Annotated in this window: 18 protein-coding genes; 15 read left to right on the top strand and 3 right to left on the bottom strand. The window is 28.5% G+C overall.

Annotated elements, in window-relative coordinates:
- Window positions 1–18 precede the first annotated feature (18 nt).
- The gene (locus OW730_RS01015; protein WP_271227320.1) at window positions 19–1,809 is read left to right on the top strand and encodes a choline/carnitine O-acyltransferase; all 1,791 of its coding nucleotides are present in this window, start codon (window positions 19–21) and stop codon (window positions 1,807–1,809) included.
- A gap of 91 nt (window positions 1,810–1,900) precedes the next feature.
- Here OW730_RS01015 and OW730_RS01010 read toward each other — a convergent pair whose 3' ends face one another.
- Window positions 1,901–4,144, bottom strand: a complete 2,244-nt coding sequence (locus tag OW730_RS01010; protein WP_271227319.1) for a GH39 family glycosyl hydrolase — start codon at window positions 4,142–4,144, stop codon at window positions 1,901–1,903.
- Window positions 4,145–4,494: 350 nt separating this feature from the next.
- On the opposite strand from OW730_RS01010, the gene OW730_RS01005 reads away from it, so the two are divergent.
- From OW730_RS01005 to OW730_RS00995, 3 genes are all read left to right on the top strand, one after another.
- Entirely contained in the window at window positions 4,495–6,030 is a 1,536-nt protein-coding gene (locus OW730_RS01005) for a BCCT family transporter (protein ID WP_271227318.1), read from the top strand.
- Window position 6,031: 1 nt separating this feature from the next.
- Window positions 6,032–6,172: a hypothetical protein gene (locus OW730_RS01000; RefSeq protein ID WP_271227317.1), complete on the top strand. Its 141-nt coding sequence runs from the start codon at window positions 6,032–6,034 to the stop codon at window positions 6,170–6,172.
- 154 nt (window positions 6,173–6,326) lie between these two features.
- On the top strand, window positions 6,327–7,832 hold the full coding sequence (locus OW730_RS00995; RefSeq protein WP_271227316.1) for a BCCT family transporter: 1,506 nt from the start codon (window positions 6,327–6,329) through the stop codon (window positions 7,830–7,832).
- Window positions 7,833–7,865: 33 nt separating this feature from the next.
- Here the strand turns inward: OW730_RS00995 and OW730_RS00990 are convergent, their stop codons facing one another.
- Window positions 7,866–8,516: a phosphatase PAP2 family protein gene (locus OW730_RS00990; RefSeq protein WP_271227315.1), complete on the bottom strand. Its 651-nt coding sequence runs from the start codon at window positions 8,514–8,516 to the stop codon at window positions 7,866–7,868.
- 152 nt (window positions 8,517–8,668) lie between these two features.
- Here OW730_RS00990 and OW730_RS00985 point away from each other — a divergent pair, with 152 nt between their 5' ends.
- The 3 genes from OW730_RS00985 to OW730_RS00975 all read left to right on the top strand — a co-directional run bounded on the left by OW730_RS00985 (window position 8,669) and on the right by OW730_RS00975 (window position 10,743).
- Complete coding sequence (locus OW730_RS00985; protein WP_271227314.1) at window positions 8,669–8,830, top strand: rubredoxin; 162 nt, start codon at window positions 8,669–8,671, stop codon at window positions 8,828–8,830.
- 166 nt (window positions 8,831–8,996) lie between these two features.
- Window positions 8,997–9,152 (top strand): DUF1540 domain-containing protein, encoded by a 156-nt coding sequence (locus tag OW730_RS00980; RefSeq protein WP_271227313.1) that lies wholly within the window; start codon window positions 8,997–8,999, stop codon window positions 9,150–9,152.
- A gap of 373 nt (window positions 9,153–9,525) precedes the next feature.
- Entirely contained in the window at window positions 9,526–10,743 is a 1,218-nt protein-coding gene (locus OW730_RS00975; protein ID WP_271227312.1) for a hypothetical protein, read from the top strand.
- A 58-nt stretch (window positions 10,744–10,801) separates the two neighbouring features.
- Here the strand turns inward: OW730_RS00975 and OW730_RS00970 are convergent, their stop codons facing one another.
- The gene (locus tag OW730_RS00970; protein ID WP_271227311.1) at window positions 10,802–11,191 is read right to left on the bottom strand and encodes a hypothetical protein; all 390 of its coding nucleotides are present in this window, start codon (window positions 11,189–11,191) and stop codon (window positions 10,802–10,804) included.
- A 420-nt stretch (window positions 11,192–11,611) separates the two neighbouring features.
- Between OW730_RS00970 and OW730_RS00965 the strand changes: the two genes are divergently transcribed.
- From OW730_RS00965 to OW730_RS00930, 8 genes are all read left to right on the top strand, one after another.
- Window positions 11,612–12,403, top strand: coding sequence for a nitroreductase family protein (locus OW730_RS00965; protein ID WP_271227310.1), 792 nt, complete (start codon window positions 11,612–11,614; stop codon window positions 12,401–12,403).
- Window positions 12,404–12,593: 190 nt separating this feature from the next.
- Window positions 12,594–13,151 carry an RNA polymerase sigma factor gene (locus OW730_RS00960; protein WP_271227309.1) on the top strand — a complete coding sequence of 186 codons (558 nt, stop codon included), beginning with the start codon at window positions 12,594–12,596 and terminating at the stop codon, window positions 13,149–13,151.
- Window positions 13,135–13,497, top strand: a complete 363-nt coding sequence (locus tag OW730_RS00955) for a hypothetical protein (RefSeq protein WP_271227308.1) — start codon at window positions 13,135–13,137, stop codon at window positions 13,495–13,497. The genes OW730_RS00960 and OW730_RS00955 overlap by 17 nt, the downstream gene beginning before the upstream one ends.
- Before the next feature lie 23 nt (window positions 13,498–13,520).
- Complete coding sequence (locus OW730_RS00950) at window positions 13,521–14,321, top strand: hypothetical protein (protein WP_271227307.1); 801 nt, start codon at window positions 13,521–13,523, stop codon at window positions 14,319–14,321.
- 16 nt (window positions 14,322–14,337) lie between these two features.
- The gene (locus tag OW730_RS00945) at window positions 14,338–15,537 is read left to right on the top strand and encodes a hypothetical protein (protein WP_271227306.1); all 1,200 of its coding nucleotides are present in this window, start codon (window positions 14,338–14,340) and stop codon (window positions 15,535–15,537) included.
- 450 nt (window positions 15,538–15,987) lie between these two features.
- The gene (locus OW730_RS00940) at window positions 15,988–16,452 is read left to right on the top strand and encodes an NUDIX hydrolase (RefSeq protein WP_271227305.1); all 465 of its coding nucleotides are present in this window, start codon (window positions 15,988–15,990) and stop codon (window positions 16,450–16,452) included.
- 104 nt (window positions 16,453–16,556) lie between these two features.
- Complete coding sequence (locus OW730_RS00935) at window positions 16,557–17,126, top strand: peptide-methionine (S)-S-oxide reductase (protein ID WP_271229495.1); 570 nt, start codon at window positions 16,557–16,559, stop codon at window positions 17,124–17,126.
- Window positions 17,127–17,466: 340 nt separating this feature from the next.
- Window positions 17,467–18,366, top strand: a complete 900-nt coding sequence (locus tag OW730_RS00930; protein WP_271227304.1) for an AraC family transcriptional regulator — start codon at window positions 17,467–17,469, stop codon at window positions 18,364–18,366.
- The last annotated feature ends 102 nt before the right edge of the window (window positions 18,367–18,468 follow it).

The following is an 18,468-nucleotide window of genomic DNA, read 5'->3' as shown; positions in this document are numbered from 1 at the left end:
TTTGGAGGCGAAATAATTATGGAAAACATGTTTATGTATAAAAAAGATTTACCATCATTACCAGTTCCAGATTTAATAGAGACTGGGGAAAAGTTTCTTCAATGGATAAAGCCATTGGTTTCAGAAGAACAATTTGGGAAGAGTAAAGAAGTTTTAAAAGATTTTTTATCATCAAATAACAGTACTGGGTTAATACTTCAAAAGAGATTGATAAAGTGGAATGAAGAGACTGAAGGTAGTTGGTTAAAACCATTTTGGGATGATATGTATCTTGAATATCGTGACCCTATTGTTATAAATATGAGTTATTTCTTTAAATTAAAAATAGAGCATTTGAAATCGAAATATTCTATGCCTCAAATAGCTGGAATCATTACTTTTGAGCTCGGTAAAATTTATGAAGAAGTAGCAAATGAAACTTTAAAACCTGAAAAAATCAAAGATACACCATTATGTATGGATCAGTATAAAAATATTTTAAAAGCAACTCGTATTGCAAAGGAAAAGAGAGACGAATATAAAATAGGTGACTTTAATAATAAGAAGCAATATATTGTGATTCTGTTTAAAGGAAATATATATAAATTAGATATATCAAATGAGGATGGAGAATTAATTCCTAGTAATAAAATAACTAATTCTATTCAAAATCTTATAAATTCTAACTTTAGTAAAGAAGGAAATAACATTGGAATTATAACTACTGCTTCAAGAGATGAGTGTAGTAAAATATACAGAGAAATTAAAGCCTCAAAACTAAATGAAGAAAATTTAAGTATAATTGAAGATGCAATATTTGCTATTTGTATAGATGAAGAGAGTAAAGGATTAGATGAAACTATAAGAAATTTACTTTGTTCAGATGGAAGAAATCGTTACTTTGATAAGAGTTGTCAATTAGTTATGAATTTAAATGGAGAAATTGGATTCAACCTTGAACACACTGCAGTTGATGGAAGTACATGGATAAATATATTAAATCGTATCAATAACGTATTGGAAAAGGAAGATATAATAAAAGAAGATGTAACAAAAGAAGAAATAACAAATAATTCTTCAATAAAAAAATTAGATTGGGAAATTTCGTGTGATATTCAAGAAACACTAAATAAATTAAGAGAAGAACACTTAAAAAACAATCAAGATTGTCATATTGAAATCCTTGATTTTATAGACTTTGGAAAAAAAGAAATTAAGAAGTTAGGGGCTAGTCCAGATGCGTTTTTCCACTTAGCTTTACAGCTTGCACAATATCGATTATTTGGTACTTTAAGAAGCACATATGAAGCTGTTGCTGTGCGTACATTTAATGAAGGGCGTACAGAATGTACTAGACCTGTAAATTTAAAAGTACTAAATTTTGTTAAGTCTTTTGTAGATAAGAAAGAAAATTATAAAGTCTTAAATGAGTTAATGAATGATGCTTTTGAAGCTCATATTAATCGTATAAAAGATTGTCAAAAGGGTTATGGAGTAGAAAGGCATTTATATGGATTACTTATGATGTACAAGCATTTCGGAGAAGAACTTGGAATTAATGAAGTACCTGCAATTTTTAAAGATGAAGCATATTTAAAACTAAAACATGATTTTATATCTACTAGCGGATTAGGTGCGGAGTTTATTGAATACTTTGGATTTGGACCAGTAGTAGAAGATGGTTTTGGAGTGGGATATAGTATTAAAAATGATAGAATTTCTCTTTGTGTGACTAGTAAAACTGTTAACAAAGAAAATGCTGAAAAATTAACTTGTTATATAAAAGAATCATTAATTGATTTGAAAGAAATTGCAATAAATAAAAAATAAATTAGTTTAAATATTAAAACAAGCCTATGATTTTGAGATAATTAATTCAATAAATTCTCAGAATATAGGCTTGTCTTAAAATTAATTAAAGTTAGTGGATTCCTTCTATTTCAATTAATTTTATAGTATCATTACCTAGAAACTCTTCAATGGTTGCAGTATTGTTTATATGAAGTGTTTTAATGTTTATGTCTAGTTGTTCTTTATAAGTTAGATATTGAGCATCTTCTTCGGTTAAAATATTAGGTGATGCAATTTTAGTCCATGCATCAAAAATTGAACCACGCTCACTACAAAGTGTATAATACTTGAACTTATATAATCCTTTATCTAAGTCAAGATTTAATTTAATTTTTTTATTCTTATCTACCAATATTTCTTTTGCACTTAAATATTGCTGAAAGTTCAGGTTATAATGATCTTCGTTTTCAGAAGAATTGTATAGTAGAATTTGTAATTTGTTATCCTGTTTAAGTACTATATAATTTTTATCTTTTGCAACAATTTCCCCTGTAAGTTTTGATAATAAAAAATAAGCATTGTATATGGGTTTTTTTAATCCGTTATATGTTAATATGCCTAAGCCACCATAAAACATTTTTGAGCTTTTTAAGTTATCAATAAAACTTACTTGTCTATTTGCATCCTGAAAATCATTTAATATTTCATTTACTAATTGAGAAGCTTTAAAGCAAGAATCATTTAAATAATGAGTAGTTTCAGTTTTTATAAAATAAGGTTTCAGATTCATTTTTTTTATATTATTTATTAGAGATTTTACAAGTCTTTTTTTCTTAATATACGCTTCATGTGTCATTTCAATAGACATGAAGTCTAGTTTTCTATTTTTAAAATTTATTAAAAAATAACGTTCTTCAAAATTTGAAGCTGGAACAAAGAGAATTCCAAGTTTTAGTGTTTTAAATTTTTTTTCTATAATATTTAATGTTTTTGTGTATAAATCAATAGAGTTTTCATAGCTGCGATTTTCACCTGATAATTCAAATTTCCATGTTTCTACTTCTGTAATTCCATACCTGTCAATACAATGAGAAATGAATTTTTCCAGTAGAATATGCCATGTTTTCAAAGTATATTTTTTTGAAGTATAGTACAGCTCTATATAAGGTTTTAGACCAATTTTAATAAAAAAATCAAGTAAAATATCGATATTAAACCAGTTATATAGATTATCTTCTTTGTTATAAAAATACATACCTTCTGTGAAAATTCCACTTAGTTTAATATAATCAAATTTAATTTCACTTTGTATCTTTTGAAGATTATATTGCCAATTTGTATTTAAGTTGTCATATGCCAAGTCAAAATGAAGAATCTTATGGAATGAGTTATATTTTCCTAAAGTTTTATTTGTATCAATATCAATAGAAGAAGTTTTAATAGAATCCTTATTAATATGAATTTCTTGTTCTTTAATAAATTGCTCTATTACATTTTGAGCATAATCAGAGAGTGTTAATGAAATATTATCAGTGAAAGAATTCGTAGGGGTTAAATTTTTTCTAAATACATCTGGTGTTAATTTATATTTTTCTTTAAATATTTTAGTATATGATTTTGCATTAGGAAACCCATTATCTAAAGCAATATCAATTATATTCTTATTGGTATTTAATAAATCATTCATAGATTTATTAAGTCTATATTGATTTAGATATTCATGAAAGCCAATTCCTAAGTGTTCTTTAAATAGTTTTGAAAGATAGTAAATACTAATATATTCTAAGCTTGCTATATCAGATAAGGTGATTTTTTGTGTGTAATTATTATCAATATAGTTTAAAATTCTTTTTAATCTATTCAAAGCGGGTCTATTAAAAGATTTGTTAGCATTATGATAGTCTTTTTTAAAATTACATAGAAGATATTCAAGTAAAGTTAGGGATTCCTTTAATAAATAAAATTGATAATAATCATTTTTTTCATGAAGAATTGATAACATTTTTGCTATACAATGTCTTACAAATTCATATTTTTTGTTTTTTTCTTTTGTAAAAAAACACTTGCAGTCTATATAGGTTTCCAATAGCTTAGGGTAGTGTTTTTTAAAAAATAAAGTATCTAAACTTAGGGATAATATAATAGAATTTTCATCAGCTTGAGTTATACTATGACCTTCATTACTATTTATTAGAAAGAAGTCATTACTTTTAAGTGTATATGTTTCATCTCCTAAAGTTATATTTAAAGTTCCTTCCAGTACTAAAATAATTTCAATTTCTTTATGCCATGCCATTTGATACTGACTTTTATTTAAAATTTTAAAATAAAAGGGTAAATCTCCTCTATGATCAAAAAGTTCATGTTTTTCCATCAAATATCCCCCTTATCTAATTAATAAAGCACACAGATTGTGAACATTTTATTAAATTAATTATAACAAAAAAAGACTGTATGAGCGAGAAAATTTGTTGTTAAGAAAGAAGTATGTCTAAAAAAGATAAATTAAGTCTATTATTAGAACAAAAAGAAGGTTTAGGCGATACGTATCATTGGAGTATTATAATAATATAATAGAATCTCTAAAAAACTTAGAAGATTTATTAAAATCAGAATAAGTAATCGCAGCTGCAATGTATACTTTATATCTGAAATTTTTAGATTTAGGTAAATTTCTATGAAAAATAGCACTTATTTTTTTATTATCTGAAAGGAGAATATGTAATGAAGAAGGAGAATGTGAAGAATAAAACAAAAGCTTCTGGTCTGTTTTGGATAGCTGCAGGTTTTACAGCAATTTTTTCTGTTTGGGCAGTAGTAAATCCTTCAAGTTTAACAAATACATTATGGGATTTAGTATATAAATTCCATGGGACGTTTAACTGGTTTACTATTGTATTGCCATTAGTTTTTCTTGTAATTTGTTTTTACCTTGCATTTAGTAAGTATGGAAAAATAAAATTAGGACCAAAAGATGAAAAACCAGAGTTTTCAACATTTTCATGGATAGGAATGTTGTTTACAGCTGGTATAGGGGTTGGTTTAGTTAACTTTGGTGTTGCAGAGCCAATGGTTCACTATTTAAGTTCACCACTTGGTTTAGCTGGTGGATATGAAAAGGCAGAAGCCGCAAAAAATGCATTGATGTTATCATTATTTAACTGGGGATTACCAGCGTGGACTATTTATACTCTTTCGGGATTAGTTATTGGATATTTTACTTACCATAGAGGAGCAAAATTCTTGCCTGGAACTCCTATCGAAGAGGGCTTTAAAGATAAAAAATGGGGTAAGACAGTAGGTCAAATAACAAATATAGCAGCAGCAAGTGCAGCTGCATTAACAATGGCTGCTTCAATTGGTATGGGAGTATTCCAAGTTAAAAACGGTGTACAAGCTATAACGGGAAAACAATTTCCAGGTTTAACTTCATCATTAGTAATCTTGTTTATACTATTTGTTGTATATACAGTACCAGCAATATTACCTGTTAAAAAAGGTATGAAAGTATTAGGAGATCTTAATGTTGTCATTGCTATAGGATTATTACTATTTGTGTTTTCATTTGGACCAACAAGATATTTTATGGAAACAATTTTAACTACTTTAGGAACTACAGTTACTAAGCTTATACCACAAAGCTTTAATACTTATGTATTTCAGGATAAAGGATGGTTTAATGATTGGCCTTTAACAACATTAATATGGTGGATTTCATGGACACCTTTCATGGGAGTATTTATTGCTAGAATTTCTAAAGGTAGAACTTTAAGACAATTTATTACCGCTTCAATTTTAATTCCAACTGCTTTCTTAGTATTTTGGTTCTGCGTATTTGGTGGATTCGGACTATTAAATGATATTGCTGGAGATGGAGCGATTGCTAAATATGTAACAGAAAATCCAAATGATGTTTACTTATCATTCATAATGGTTTTACAGTCACTGCCGTTGTTTGCAATAACAGGACCTATATTTGTTATATTAATTGTTGTATTCTTGGCTACAGGAGCAACAAGTGCTGCTATTTCATTAAGTATGATGACTAGTGATGGTGCTGAGAATGCTCCAATACCTAGAACTATAATATGGTCAATAATTATGGTGACAATCTCATTTGCTAATGTAGTAACAGGTACACTAAGCGGAGTAAAAGCAGTTGCAGTATTTTTAGGAGTACCTTATGTATTCTTTGTAATATTACAGGTTACTGGTTTAATACGTCAGCTTAGAAACGATTATAGGAAGGGGCTGTTATAGTATGATCGATAAATTAGGATTAGATAAGGCTTTGACAACTCCACAAACAACAGGATCAAGTTTATTACAGGCTGTTCTTATCATTCTAGTATTAGGATTTATTGTGTGGAATGTTAAGCTTGCATTAGAAGATGTTGAATAATAAATTCTGTTTATTAGAAAAATAATGTTATGAGATTAATAAAAAACTGAAATGAATAAACACTACCTCTATGCTTATTTCTTGATTTTGAAATAAGTTTTAGGGGGTAGTGTTTTAGTCGTATTTAGAAAACTTATAACTTGGGGGGATTATTATGGAAAAAGTTAGAATAGATAGATTTACCTTTTTTTCATCAATAACATTTGTTTTAATTGTGTGTATACCACTTATTCTTTTTCCAGAAAAAGGTTCTAATGTTATAGATGCTTTATTTGAGTATACTACAAATAATTTAGGATTTTTAAATATTTGGACTGGACTTATTGCATTTCTTATAGCTATTTGGTTTAGTTTTAGTAAATATGGAAATATAGTATTTGGAAAAGAAAATGAAAAGCCTGAATTTAGCAACTTCAGTTGGGCAAGTATGCTTTTTTGTGCTGGTATTGGTGCAGGGGTTATGTATTGGGGCTCCATAGAGTGGGTTTATTATTATATGTCGCCACCATTTGCTATGGAACCTGAATCTTGGAAAGCAGTTGAGTTTGCAGCTACCTATGGAATCTTTCATTGGGGTCCAATTGGTTGGGCATTGTATTCTTTACCTGCATTACCTTTGGCATATTGTTATTATGTAAGAAAAGAACATGTATTTAAGATTAGTGAAACTCTTAGAGTTATTATAGGTAATAGAGCTGATGGATTATTAGGTAAATTTGTTGATGTACTTTTCATCTTTGGAGCTATTGGGGCTACAGCAACAAGTTTAGGCTTAGGAACACCAATGATTGCCGCAGGAATAAGTAAGTTAACAGGTATACCTGTTAACTTAGAATTAAAATTAATAGCACTTATTATAGTTACTTTGATATTTTCAATAAGTGCATATTCTGGCCTTAAAAAAGGAATACAGGTTTTAAGTAATATTAATGTGTATTTGATGTTTGCAATCTTAATATTTATATTTATTACAGGACCAACTATGTTTTTTATAAAAATGGGTACAACAAGCATGGGTATATTGGTACAGAATTTTTTCAGAATGAGTACTTGGATGGATCCTGTTATGAATTCAGGATTTCCTGAAAGTTGGACAGTGTTTTATTGGGCATGGTGGATAATTTCAGCACCTCTATTAGGATTATTTATTGCAAGAATTTCAAAAGGGAGAACAGTACGTGGTGTTATAATGGGTTCTATAATATATGGAACTTTAGGCTGTGCTTTGATGTTTATTGTATTGGGGAATCTAGGGTTACACTTACAAATAACTAACAAGCTAAATGTTGTTCAAATATTAAATGAAAGTGGAGCACCAACAGCAATTATGAGCGTATTAAGTACATTAAAGTTCAACAAAATTATTATTTGTTTATTTTCTGTTGTAGCGATTGTATTTACTGCAACTACCTTTGATTCAGTTTCATATATACTAGCTTCTGTAACATCAAAAAAGATACTAGAAAATCAGGAACCTGCTAAATGGAATAGATTGTTTTGGGCATTTACATTAGCATTTTTGCCTGCAACATTACTTATCATTGAGGGACCACTTTCAACTATACAAACAACTTCCATTATTACTTCCATACCTGTTATATTTATTTTAATAGCAATGGTGATATCATTTGTTAAAATGGTGGATCAGGATTTATGTTGAATTTTTAAAGCAAATGCGGTAAGCATTTGCTTTTTATTTTATTTCAGATACCTCTGATTTAGATTGAAGTCTAGGAATCAAGTAAATTATAAAATAGAGTAAAAATGCTAAAATAGTAGAAGCAATAACGTCTAATATTGAATGCTGCTTTATAAACACTGTAGAGGCGCATATAAGCAAAGATAATATAAGATGAACAGAAATACTAAAATATTTTTTATCATTTCTGAAATAGCTGGATACAGCGAAAAATACCCCTAGTGAATTATAAACATGTAGGCTAGGGAAAACGTTAGTTGGAGGATCAACGGATCTAATCAAATTTATTGTGTAGGAAAAAGCATCAGTTGTTGCTAATGGATTCCTTAGATTTTGACCATTAGGAAAGAGAATATATATTAAATAACTTATTAATGTTCCCCAAAATATAAACTTAAAAAATCTCATAAATTCATCTTTAGAACGTATTCCCATGTATATGAAACACCAACCTATATAGGCGTACCAAATCACATAAAAAACAATAAAACCACTTATAAATGGTATATGATCATCTATTTGAGAATGCATGATATATTGAGGATCAATATATGCTTGTAGAAGAGTAAATATTATTAGTGTAGGAATGAATAATAGCAAGTATAAAAAATGGTTGTATTTATCAAACAATTTTTGGATATTCATATAAAACACACCTTTCATATAATTATATATAACATAATTATATCCAGTAAATTGAAATTATAAAATAATATTGAAAATATTTAAGTAATATTTAACAAAAAACCTATATAAATTATATTATAGAGTTGAGAGATTAATCTGGAGGAATGAAAATGGATAGTTATATTTGTTCCGTATGTGGTTTTTTATATGATCCTGAAATTGGTCATAGAGACAGCGGTATAGATGAGGGAACTGAGTTTGATGAAATGCCTTATGATTGGGTTTGTCCTAATTGTGGTTCTCCAAAAGAAGCATTTGAACTTGTATATTAAAAAAAGCATAAGGAAAAATAACAATAAAGATATCTTAGCTTATTAATTAATTTATATAATTCTAAAACTTATTGAAACTTTGAGATTTTAGAACGTGTATAAATTAAATTTACGGTAGATATCTAATACATGATTAAAAATATAAAAACTTATAAGAGGTGACCTTATGAACAAAAGTATAGAATGCTTTGTAGGCGAATGTAAACATAACGATAATGCATATCATCATTGTAATCTTGTTAAGATTCACATAAAGAAAAACAATATAGATCCAAAGGGTGCAATTGACACTAATTGTGGGAATTTTGAGGGTAGGGGTTAATTAAATATATTTAACAGAGTGTCTCTGAGTAAAGAGGCACTTTTATTATTTATGGATATTTACTGAATTTATTAATATAGTAAACGTGTAAAAATGTATTTTCGGTTCTTTTTATAAGTACAAAAGAATAAGAGTAATGCATAAGTTGAATCAAGCTTAAGAAAGCAATATTGGTAGTTAGTTAAAAGCCAATGTATATATAGTAAATTAGAAAAGTTTAATAAAGGTCATAAAAATTAAATTAAATAAAACCTATTATTTACAAAAAAGAAATTATGTGATAATACAATGCCGACGTAAATCCTTTTTTTACATATAAATTTATATATACACATAAAAGGGAATAAAAACACAAAAACAAAGGGGATATAACATGAAAAAGTTCAAAGTTTTAATTTCAACAATTGTATTATCTTTATTATGTTCTACAGTTTCATTTGCTCAGCCTATAGAGTCAGGGGTTGAAAACAAAAAATTAATGGTATTTGATTCAAAAAAAGCGAATGAAAAAGCGAATAAAAAATTAATAAAAGGATATCAGATTAATTATACAACTAACACTAAAAATGATATTGGAAAATCATCGGATATTGCAATTAATATAAATGATTTATTTAATGAGAAATCAGTATTAAATAAAGCTATCAGATTGATGAAACAAGGTAATATTATTTTTATTTATGGAGAGGATCTTGATATAGATTCACTAGAGGAAGCTTTAGGCATAGAAATTGATGGTTTAGAAGAAAGTGAATATGAGTTGAAACAGAAAGAAACTAAATGGGATATTATTGGTATAATGAATGGACAAGTATGTAATTTTGGTAATATTCAATATACTGAGGAAAGTGGAGATATTAAAGTAGATACTTTTATAAATGATATAATTTCCATTAGAGAAAGTGAATCTATAAAAAATAATATGCTAGCACATCAAGCAAGTGATTCTATGTTAGCACCTTCAGAAAAGATGTATTCACTTAGCAGCGCAAGTGATATCGAGGAAGTAAAATCCTATTATGGCTTAACAAGCAGTATTTATTTACCATCAGGAACAGGATCAGATAAAGAAGTTGCAAGAATAGTTTCTGATCTTATACTTAGCAAAGAAAAAAATCCTCAAGATCCAACGAATACTAAATTTGCTTTAAAGAATAACGCACAGGTGTTATCATACCAAACTTTGAATCCATATGGAACAACGGAGTTTAATACAACTCACAAGTTAATGTATTCATCAGATGAACTTCAAGGATGGGGACCAGGAAATATAGCTGAAACGTCTGGTACTATCACTGTTGGATTACCTTGGGGAATAAATTATGCATTTACTTCAACAGGTGAATACTCAATAAAAACATCTCCATTATTACAAGAGGATCAGGTTAAGTGGAAAGTATGGGAGCCTTCAGTGTTTGGAGTTGGTCAGCCGTTAGATAGTAATGCAACGATTAGTCCAGGTATAGCGTGGACATCAGATGGAAGTACATCTGGTGCACTAGTAACACATGAAGCTACAGTTAGAGAATTATTAACATCTAAAGAATTCACTTTCGATCTAAATAAAAGTATAAAATATTTCGAAAATTAACAAAAACAAGCGTCTAAACCAGAATATTCTATGTTTAGATGCTTTTTTTAGTTAATTATTAATTTGAGGGGGTAACAGTAACCAATTCGTTACTGTTAAACAAATAATGTTTTGCAAAAAATGAATTTTGGGGAAAAGTTTCAATAATGTTTTTTTTACCAATTTCAATAGAATATTTATTTGAAACATTATCTTGAATTATGCCTGCAAATATTAAATACATATCTTGAGTATTTTTAGTACTATTAATTCTAAAGATTTGAAGAGATTTATTGCTATAATGAGAATTTTCAAATTTATATTTATTAGTATCTAATTGAGTAAAAATAGCATATCCATAATATTGATTATAATTTTCAATTTGCGTATAGCTAAAAATTATAATCACATTATTTTCAATTGTTTTCTCTTCTAAAACTTTAAAGTTACTTGTATTTGTTTTATACATTTGAGTTAGATAAAGAAAAGGATTGTTAGTGAAATATTTTTGGGAGTGAGTATAGCTATAAGATGTTAAAATAACTATTATAAATATAAAGCTAAAAAACATTAGATATTTTTTTTAATAATTGTCATATATAATAGTCCTTTCTATAATATTTTAATAAGTATAATTAATAGGATAATAATTTATTATAATTTAATTAAGATTTTTAGACCAAATAAATAATTATTACATTCAATATAATTCCATTTTTTATTGAATATAATAATTATTATACCAGATAAAAGATATAAGTAAAAACAAGCCATAATTCGTACATGTACGAATTATGGCCTTTAATACATTTTAAGAAAAATAGATTTTAGCACACGAACAATAGCTTTCTTATGGTATAATATGTAAAAGAAGTTTAGGAGGTATTTTATGATAATACAGGATGCCATTTTTAAAAGAAAATCAATCAGAAAGTATAAAATGGATGGATTAAATGATGCCGCATTGAATAAAGTAGAAGAAATATTGAAGAATGTAAAACCATTATATAAAGATATAGATTATAAGGGACATTTAGTTAAAGACGGTATGAAGGTGCAAGTTCTTTTTAAAAATTTTATTAGCAAATATATTAAGGTTAAATCACCTCATTATATAATAATAACTTCTGAGAAGAAAGAAGGTTATCTTGAAAATGTAGGATTTGCTTTTGAAGAGATAGTACTTCAGCTTACATGCATGGGAATAGGTACATGCTGGATTGGAGCACCATTCGATAGGAAAATGGTTAAGGATATGATTCAGATTGATGATAATCATGAACCAGTTCTTTTAATATCATTAGGAGAGCCAGAAGATTTCTTTTCAATGTATGTAAATGATATTAGTGAGTATAAAAGAAAGCCTTTTGAAAAAGTTGTGTCAGGAGAGCTTGATCCTATTTTTGAAGATGTGTTTCACTATGTGAGAGTAGCGCCATCAGCAACAAATAGTCAACCATGGATTTATCAGAAGGAAGAGGGAGAAATAAAAGCCTTTTGTATAGAGAGAAAAAATAAACTAACAAAAGCTATATATAATCAACTCAATTTAATTGATATGGGAATATCCTTATTTCACTTAAAAGTTGGTTTAGAGAAGCATAACATGAATTTTGACTTAATTAAATCCCCAGAGGGAAAGATGAAAGCACATAAATATATAAATACAATTAAATATTAAAGTTTTCTTTGAAATGATTAAAATTATTAAAGATTTTTATAAGCTGAAAGCCAAGTATTATGAAGGGTTTTCGGCTTTTGCTTTGAAAATTATTATAAAATATTAGAAAAAATATAAAAAAAGTGAAGGGTTTATTTTTAAACTCGCGTTTATAATAGTGTAAGTGTGAAAAAGTGGAAAGGAGGGAATTATGAGGGAAGATGAACTTATCAGGCGCGCGATGATTGGTGAGAGTAGAGCTTTTGAAGATCTAATAATCATATATAAAAAATATGTTTTTTCTATATGTTATAAGTTATTAAAAGATGTTCATCTTGCTGAGAATCTCTCGCAAGAAACTTTTTTACAGGTTTATTTGTCTATAGCTAAGTTTGATAATAAAAATTTCAAGAATTGGATTGGGAGAATAGCTACTAACAAATGTCTGGATTACATAAGAAAAGAGAAAGTACAAACAAAGGTAGTTGAAGTACTAAAAGAAACAAGAGAAGAAAGTAAGTTAAACCAAAATCCTATACACAATATACTGCATAAAGAGAAGAAAGAGATTATATTAAAGGGCATCAATAGGCTGCCAGATAAATATGGTAAAGTTCTGATAAAATATTATATTGAAAATAAAGATTATAGCACTATAGCAGTAGAAGAAGGGATTAAACCACGTACAGTGGAAACCCGTTTGTATAGGGCTAAAAAGTTACTAAAAAATAGTATGGGAGATGAATTACTATATGAAGGCTTCTTATGATGAAGAGAATAGAGATAGAGAAGAGCTTATGTTATTAGATCAAGAAATTGATGTGGATAAATTTTTAATGGAATTAGAAGATGAAGAATTAGTTGAATATGAATATGATTCTAAGGGGGAAGGGGTTGATGGAATTAATTTTAACCATCAAGTTATGAGAAGAATAGATGAGTATTATCCTCAAACCTTAGATGTTCAGGTGATTGAGGGTATTCAAAAAGAAATGTGTATTAGGGGAAGAGAGAGATTAATGATAGTATATATAGCATTAGTAGTATTATCTATGGCTCTTTTTTCATCAGGTATTTTCAAAGGGGTATATGAGTTATTTATAAAAGGAATATAAAATTTAGATGAGAGGTGAAATTAATGAAGAAAAAGAGTAAATTTTTAACGTTTATATTTTCCTTTGTACCAGGGCTACAATATTTATATATAGGCTTTTCTGGAAGGGCTGGAATAGCCATGGCATCGATTATAGGAATTATAGCCATGACTGCATTTATACAAGGAATGACATACAGTATGCCTTTCACTGCGTTATTTATCCCAGTTATATGGCTTATAACAATGATTGATTCTATGATGATTGTTGATAGGATAAATTTTACGGTGAAATATGGTGAACTTGAAGAATACAAGTTCATTATGAAAGATAAAAAAATTCTAGGATTTGAGCAAGAACAGATTTTGAGTATATTCTTTTCAATAATGCCTGGAGCAGGACATATGTATATAGGTGCCATGAATCAAGGGGTACAAATAATGGCATGTTTCTTGGTGTTATTATATTTGTCAAATTTAACAGGAGTAATGCTGTTCTTAATAGTGGCAATGATTATATGGTTCTATAGTATGTTTGATATGGTTCATAGGGTTTCTGGAAGCTCTATTTATGATGATGGTGGAGAGTTTATCTTATTTACTATAGTTAGAAGATTAACTGCAAATAGTAATAGCAATAAAGTGGTTGGTATATTATTTGTACTTGTAGGAGTTTTAATTATTGGTAATAAAATTATAGCACCTGTGTTAATAAAAATGATTGGACATAGCATTATGGAAGTAGGAAGAATGATATTTATATCCGCTATTTTCATATTAATTGGATTTAGATTGATTTTCAAAAGTAGTACAAAGGCATTAACTAAAGGTGAAGTTGATAGGTAGTATTGGAGGGGATTAAATGAAACAGATGAGAGTAGGGACATTTTCATTAGGTATATTGTTAGTTATAATAGGTGTGCTAATATTATTTGGGGGAATTAAGGGTATAGGTGGAGCGCTATTGATACTTAAATTCTGGCCAATAATATTAATCAGTATTGGAATAGAAGTATTATATTTTGTTTATAGAAATAAAGGGGAAGAGGTTAAATTAAAGTATGACGTATTAGCTGTATTTATATTTATAACATTGGTATTAATATCTTCAGGAGTTTTCATATTTAATGAGTTTATGGATAATGAAGTATCTAATGTGGTAATGGGGGAAATTAAAAGTAAGGCTTATTCAGATATAATGATTAAAGAGTATGAATTTAATAAAAAGGATATTAATAGAATTGTAATTGAAGATAGAGGTAACCTTTCTATAAAGGAAAGTACTGATGATAAAATAAGAATAAAAACAAGTGTAGTAGTTAAGGCAAGTAGCAAGGAAGTTGCAAATGAGTATAAGGAGAAGGTTATAGATATAAAAGTTAAAGATGAACATCTTTTAATTTCTAACTTTAATCAAGATAATATAAATAAGTTAGTTCAAATTGGAGAAATTCATACAAGTTATGAGATGTTTGTACCAGCAGATATTGAGATAGATATAAAAAACATTAATGGAAACGTTGATATAAGTGGAATTAAGAATAACCTAAATGTTTACCTCAAGGGAGCTGTATTAAAAGGTAATAATATTGTTGGGGATATTAATATTAGAGAAGAAAGTGGATACTTATATAGTTTTGTGAATCTTGATAATATTATTGGGAATATAGAATTAGATACTTATGGTAGGAATGTTACTCTTAATAATATAAATGGAAATTTATCAGGAAAAGTTCACAGTGACAGCATGCAGATAGAGGGACTGAAGGGAAAATGTGAATTATCACTAAAGGATTGTAACTTTAAGATAAAGTATAGTGACATAATTGAAGAGGATATTAATATAGATGAGGAAGGATCAAGCATAGAAATATATATGCCTAAAAAACAACAAGGAAACTTTTATCTTGAGAGTAACTATAATATAGATCTTGAGAGTAAAAAGATATTTAAAGAGGATGATATAAAAGCTGTAGAAGATAATAAAGTTATTCAAAAGAAAATCGGTGAAGGGCCAGAAATTAATATCAGTGTAAGAAATGGTAATATAAGAATTAAATAATATAATAGGTGAAAAGGGGGATATACCCCTTTTTGTTGTTTAAATATAAAATAGGGTGATATAATATTAGAATATTCATAATAGAGAAACATTGCGACGCAGTCTAGTAAAAAATAACTGAACAATTGAAAATGGAAAGTGGAAAACGATGGAGGTTTTGCTCCGCAAAACTACATTTTATTGGTCTTTAGAACAAGAGGGGTTTACTCATTTTATCTTTAGATAAAATATTGTATTTAGATACAAGGTTTCATCCCTGATGAAACGAGTAAACCATCATTCTCCAAGGAACAATATGATTAAAATTTCTCGAAGAGAAATATCCTACGTTTTCAACTTTCAATTTTCCACTTTCAATTTGCTTTTATAGTGCATTTGTTTTTTATTAAGCAAAAATCTAAATAGAATAAAAGAACTTTACATAGCAAAATAATAAGGAGGGGGATTTTTATGGGTTATATAATGGACATGAGAAAATTAGTGGGGAAAAGAGCTATATTTATGCCAGCCGCAGGTGCTGCAATAATTAATGAAAATAATGAGATACTATTACAGAGGAGAACAGACAATAAGTGCTGGGGTATCCCTGGTGGAAGTATGGAATTAGGTGAAACATTTGAAGAGACAGCAGTTAGAGAAGTTAAGGAAGAAACTGGACTAGATGTTAACAGATTAGAACTTTTCAATATTTTTTCTGGTGAGGATTTACACTATGTTTATCCAAATGGAGATGAAGTATATATTACAACAGCAGTTTTTTTATGTAATGACTATAGTGGGGATTTAAGAAGAGATGAAGAAGAAAGTTTGGAGTTAAGGTTTTTTAAGTTAAATGATATACCAGTTGAAAGTGATTTAAATCCTCCAGATAGGGTTATAATATCAAAACTTAAAGATTATTTGGTAAGGAGATGAGCTTAATGAACAAGCCATTAATTGATAGTAAATTTAATGATACTGATACTAAGATAGCTACATTTGCTATGGGATGATTTTGGGGTCCAGATTCCCAGTTTGGGATTAAAGAAGGAGTAAAGTACACTGAAGTAGGATATGCTGGTGGAGATATGCCAGATCCTGAATATAAAAATATGGGCGATCATACTGAAAAGGTTCAAATTCATTATGATCCTGATATAGTCTCATATGAAGAGTTGGTGGAAATGTTTTTTGATACTCAAACGTGTCCTCATTTAAACCAAAGCAATCAATATAGATCAATTTTATTTTATGAAGATGAGAATGAAAAAGATATTATACTTAGGATAATGGAGAAAAAAGAAAAGGATAAGGGAGAGAAGTTTGATACGGATATAAGACCTTTTAAGAATTTTTATCCTGCTGAAGACTATCATCAGAAATATTATTTTAAAAGAATAAGAAAGTTATATCATGATATGAAGGAAATATATATAAGTGAAAAAGAGTTAACTATGTCTACTGCAGTAGGGCATATCAACGGATATGTTCATGGTCATGGAAACAACGAAATGTTGAAAGAAGAGATCCATGAGTTGGGCTTAACAGAAGAAGGCAAGGAGTTATTGGAGTCATTCGTAAAAGAATTTGATAAGAGAAAAGGATTATAATAATTATTTTCCAATTAGGGAATAATTGAAATGACATTGACATTCTACCTCATAATATGTTATTATTCTCGATGGAATAACAAGTAGAAATAGGGATAAAATTTGCATTACATTAATAATCGAGATGATTATAAGGGTTCCAGATTACTGGAACCCATTTTTTTATCTAAAATTATCATCGTTTTACCACTAGCTCCATTTTCTTTTAATTACATTTAAAAAATTTAAATTGAATTTGATTTCTAAAATAACTTTTTATAGGAAGAGTTCAACAAAGTTGATTCTGACAAAACTTTTAGATTCCTGATATAGTATTATATTAGTGGAAGGAGGGATTGACATGGATTACCTGAATAGTATATATAAAGCAATGCAGTTTATACACAATAACTATGACGAAAATATCTTAGTTGGTGATATATCTGATCATGTATATCTATCACCATCTTATTTTTCAAAGGTGTTCAGGGTACTGACAGGTTACACAGTAAAAGAATATGTTAATCGATATCGTTTATATCGAGCGGCCACGTTACTTAAGGAGACTGATAAGCGAATTATCTCTATCGCCTTTGAAACAGGGTTTTCGTCCCAGCAGTCATTCACTAAGAAATTTGTACAGCTATATAGAAATCCGCCGGCGCGTTTCAGGAGGATAAATCCAATTATTGATCCGTTTCCTCCAAAAAATTTATTTATGGAAAGAGGTATAACTATGGATTTAAAACAAAGTTTCGACAGTGTACAATTTGTTACAAAAGAAAGCTTCTTAGTAGTAGGAATTGAGACTGACATTGATTACAATAGAGGCACTAACAACATAGGAGATTTGTATGACCAATGGAATAGCCAAAAATTAGAAGAATTAATTCCTGATCAAGTAAACTCTTCCGTAGTATATGGTATGACACATGAATCAAGAGAAGATGATACAGCCAAGTATATGATTAGTGTGGAAGTTTCAACGCTTGATAACTTGCCTTCAGGGCTTATTGCTCGTAGATTCGACAGCTGTGAATACGCAGTGTTTGATACTACTCTTGAGATGGAAACTAGCGGAGAATTTTGGAAGTACTTTTTCAAGACATGGTTATCTGAACAAGGTTTAGAACAACCGCAAACAGTTAATACAAAGAATAAATATACGTACTCAAGACTCCCTAGTTTTGAGGTATACGATGCAGATTATAAAGATGAGACATCTAAGATTAAGATTTATGCACCTATTCTAAGAAAATAATAGTTTTAATATTTTGAAAATGACATTTCTCTTCGAAAAATTATAATCTTATCTTTCTTTGGATATAAAGGGTTTACTTGTTTCATTCTATATGAAATATTG

Source organism: Oceanirhabdus sp. W0125-5 (assembly GCF_027938815.1).
In the GTDB taxonomy this organism is placed as follows: Bacteria; Bacillota; Clostridia; order Clostridiales; family Clostridiaceae; genus Oceanirhabdus.
Note: the sequence above shows the minus strand (reverse complement) of the source record. Positions and strands in the feature narration are given on the sequence as shown.

What these genes read in the sequence shown, in the direction of transcription:
- OW730_RS00955 (WP_271227308.1), top strand. Translation starts at nt 13,135, where the DNA reads ATGAAGGCTTCTTATGATGAAGAGAATAGAGATAGAGAAGAGCTTATG.
- OW730_RS00945 (WP_271227306.1), top strand. Translation starts at nt 14,338, where the DNA reads ATGAAACAGATGAGAGTAGGGACATTTTCATTAGGTATATTGTTAGTT.
- OW730_RS00965 (WP_271227310.1), top strand. Translation starts at nt 11,612, where the DNA reads ATGATAATACAGGATGCCATTTTTAAAAGAAAATCAATCAGAAAGTAT.
- OW730_RS01000 (WP_271227317.1), top strand. Translation starts at nt 6,032, where the DNA reads ATGATCGATAAATTAGGATTAGATAAGGCTTTGACAACTCCACAAACA.
- OW730_RS00940 (WP_271227305.1), top strand. Translation starts at nt 15,988, where the DNA reads ATGGGTTATATAATGGACATGAGAAAATTAGTGGGGAAAAGAGCTATA.
- OW730_RS00950 (WP_271227307.1), top strand. Translation starts at nt 13,521, where the DNA reads ATGAAGAAAAAGAGTAAATTTTTAACGTTTATATTTTCCTTTGTACCA.
- OW730_RS00930 (WP_271227304.1), top strand. Translation starts at nt 17,467, where the DNA reads ATGGATTACCTGAATAGTATATATAAAGCAATGCAGTTTATACACAAT.
- OW730_RS00975 (WP_271227312.1), top strand. Translation starts at nt 9,526, where the DNA reads ATGAAAAAGTTCAAAGTTTTAATTTCAACAATTGTATTATCTTTATTA.
- OW730_RS00980 (WP_271227313.1), top strand. Translation starts at nt 8,997, where the DNA reads ATGAACAAAAGTATAGAATGCTTTGTAGGCGAATGTAAACATAACGAT.
- OW730_RS01005 (WP_271227318.1), top strand. Translation starts at nt 4,495, where the DNA reads ATGAAGAAGGAGAATGTGAAGAATAAAACAAAAGCTTCTGGTCTGTTT.
- OW730_RS00985 (WP_271227314.1), top strand. Translation starts at nt 8,669, where the DNA reads ATGGATAGTTATATTTGTTCCGTATGTGGTTTTTTATATGATCCTGAA.
- OW730_RS00960 (WP_271227309.1), top strand. Translation starts at nt 12,594, where the DNA reads ATGAGGGAAGATGAACTTATCAGGCGCGCGATGATTGGTGAGAGTAGA.
- OW730_RS00970 (WP_271227311.1), bottom strand. Translation starts at nt 11,191, where the DNA reads ATGTATAAAACAAATACAAGTAACTTTAAAGTTTTAGAAGAGAAAACA.
- OW730_RS01010 (WP_271227319.1), bottom strand. Translation starts at nt 4,144, where the DNA reads ATGGAAAAACATGAACTTTTTGATCATAGAGGAGATTTACCCTTTTAT.
- OW730_RS00995 (WP_271227316.1), top strand. Translation starts at nt 6,327, where the DNA reads ATGGAAAAAGTTAGAATAGATAGATTTACCTTTTTTTCATCAATAACA.
- OW730_RS01015 (WP_271227320.1), top strand. Translation starts at nt 19, where the DNA reads ATGGAAAACATGTTTATGTATAAAAAAGATTTACCATCATTACCAGTT.
- OW730_RS00990 (WP_271227315.1), bottom strand. Translation starts at nt 8,516, where the DNA reads ATGAATATCCAAAAATTGTTTGATAAATACAACCATTTTTTATACTTG.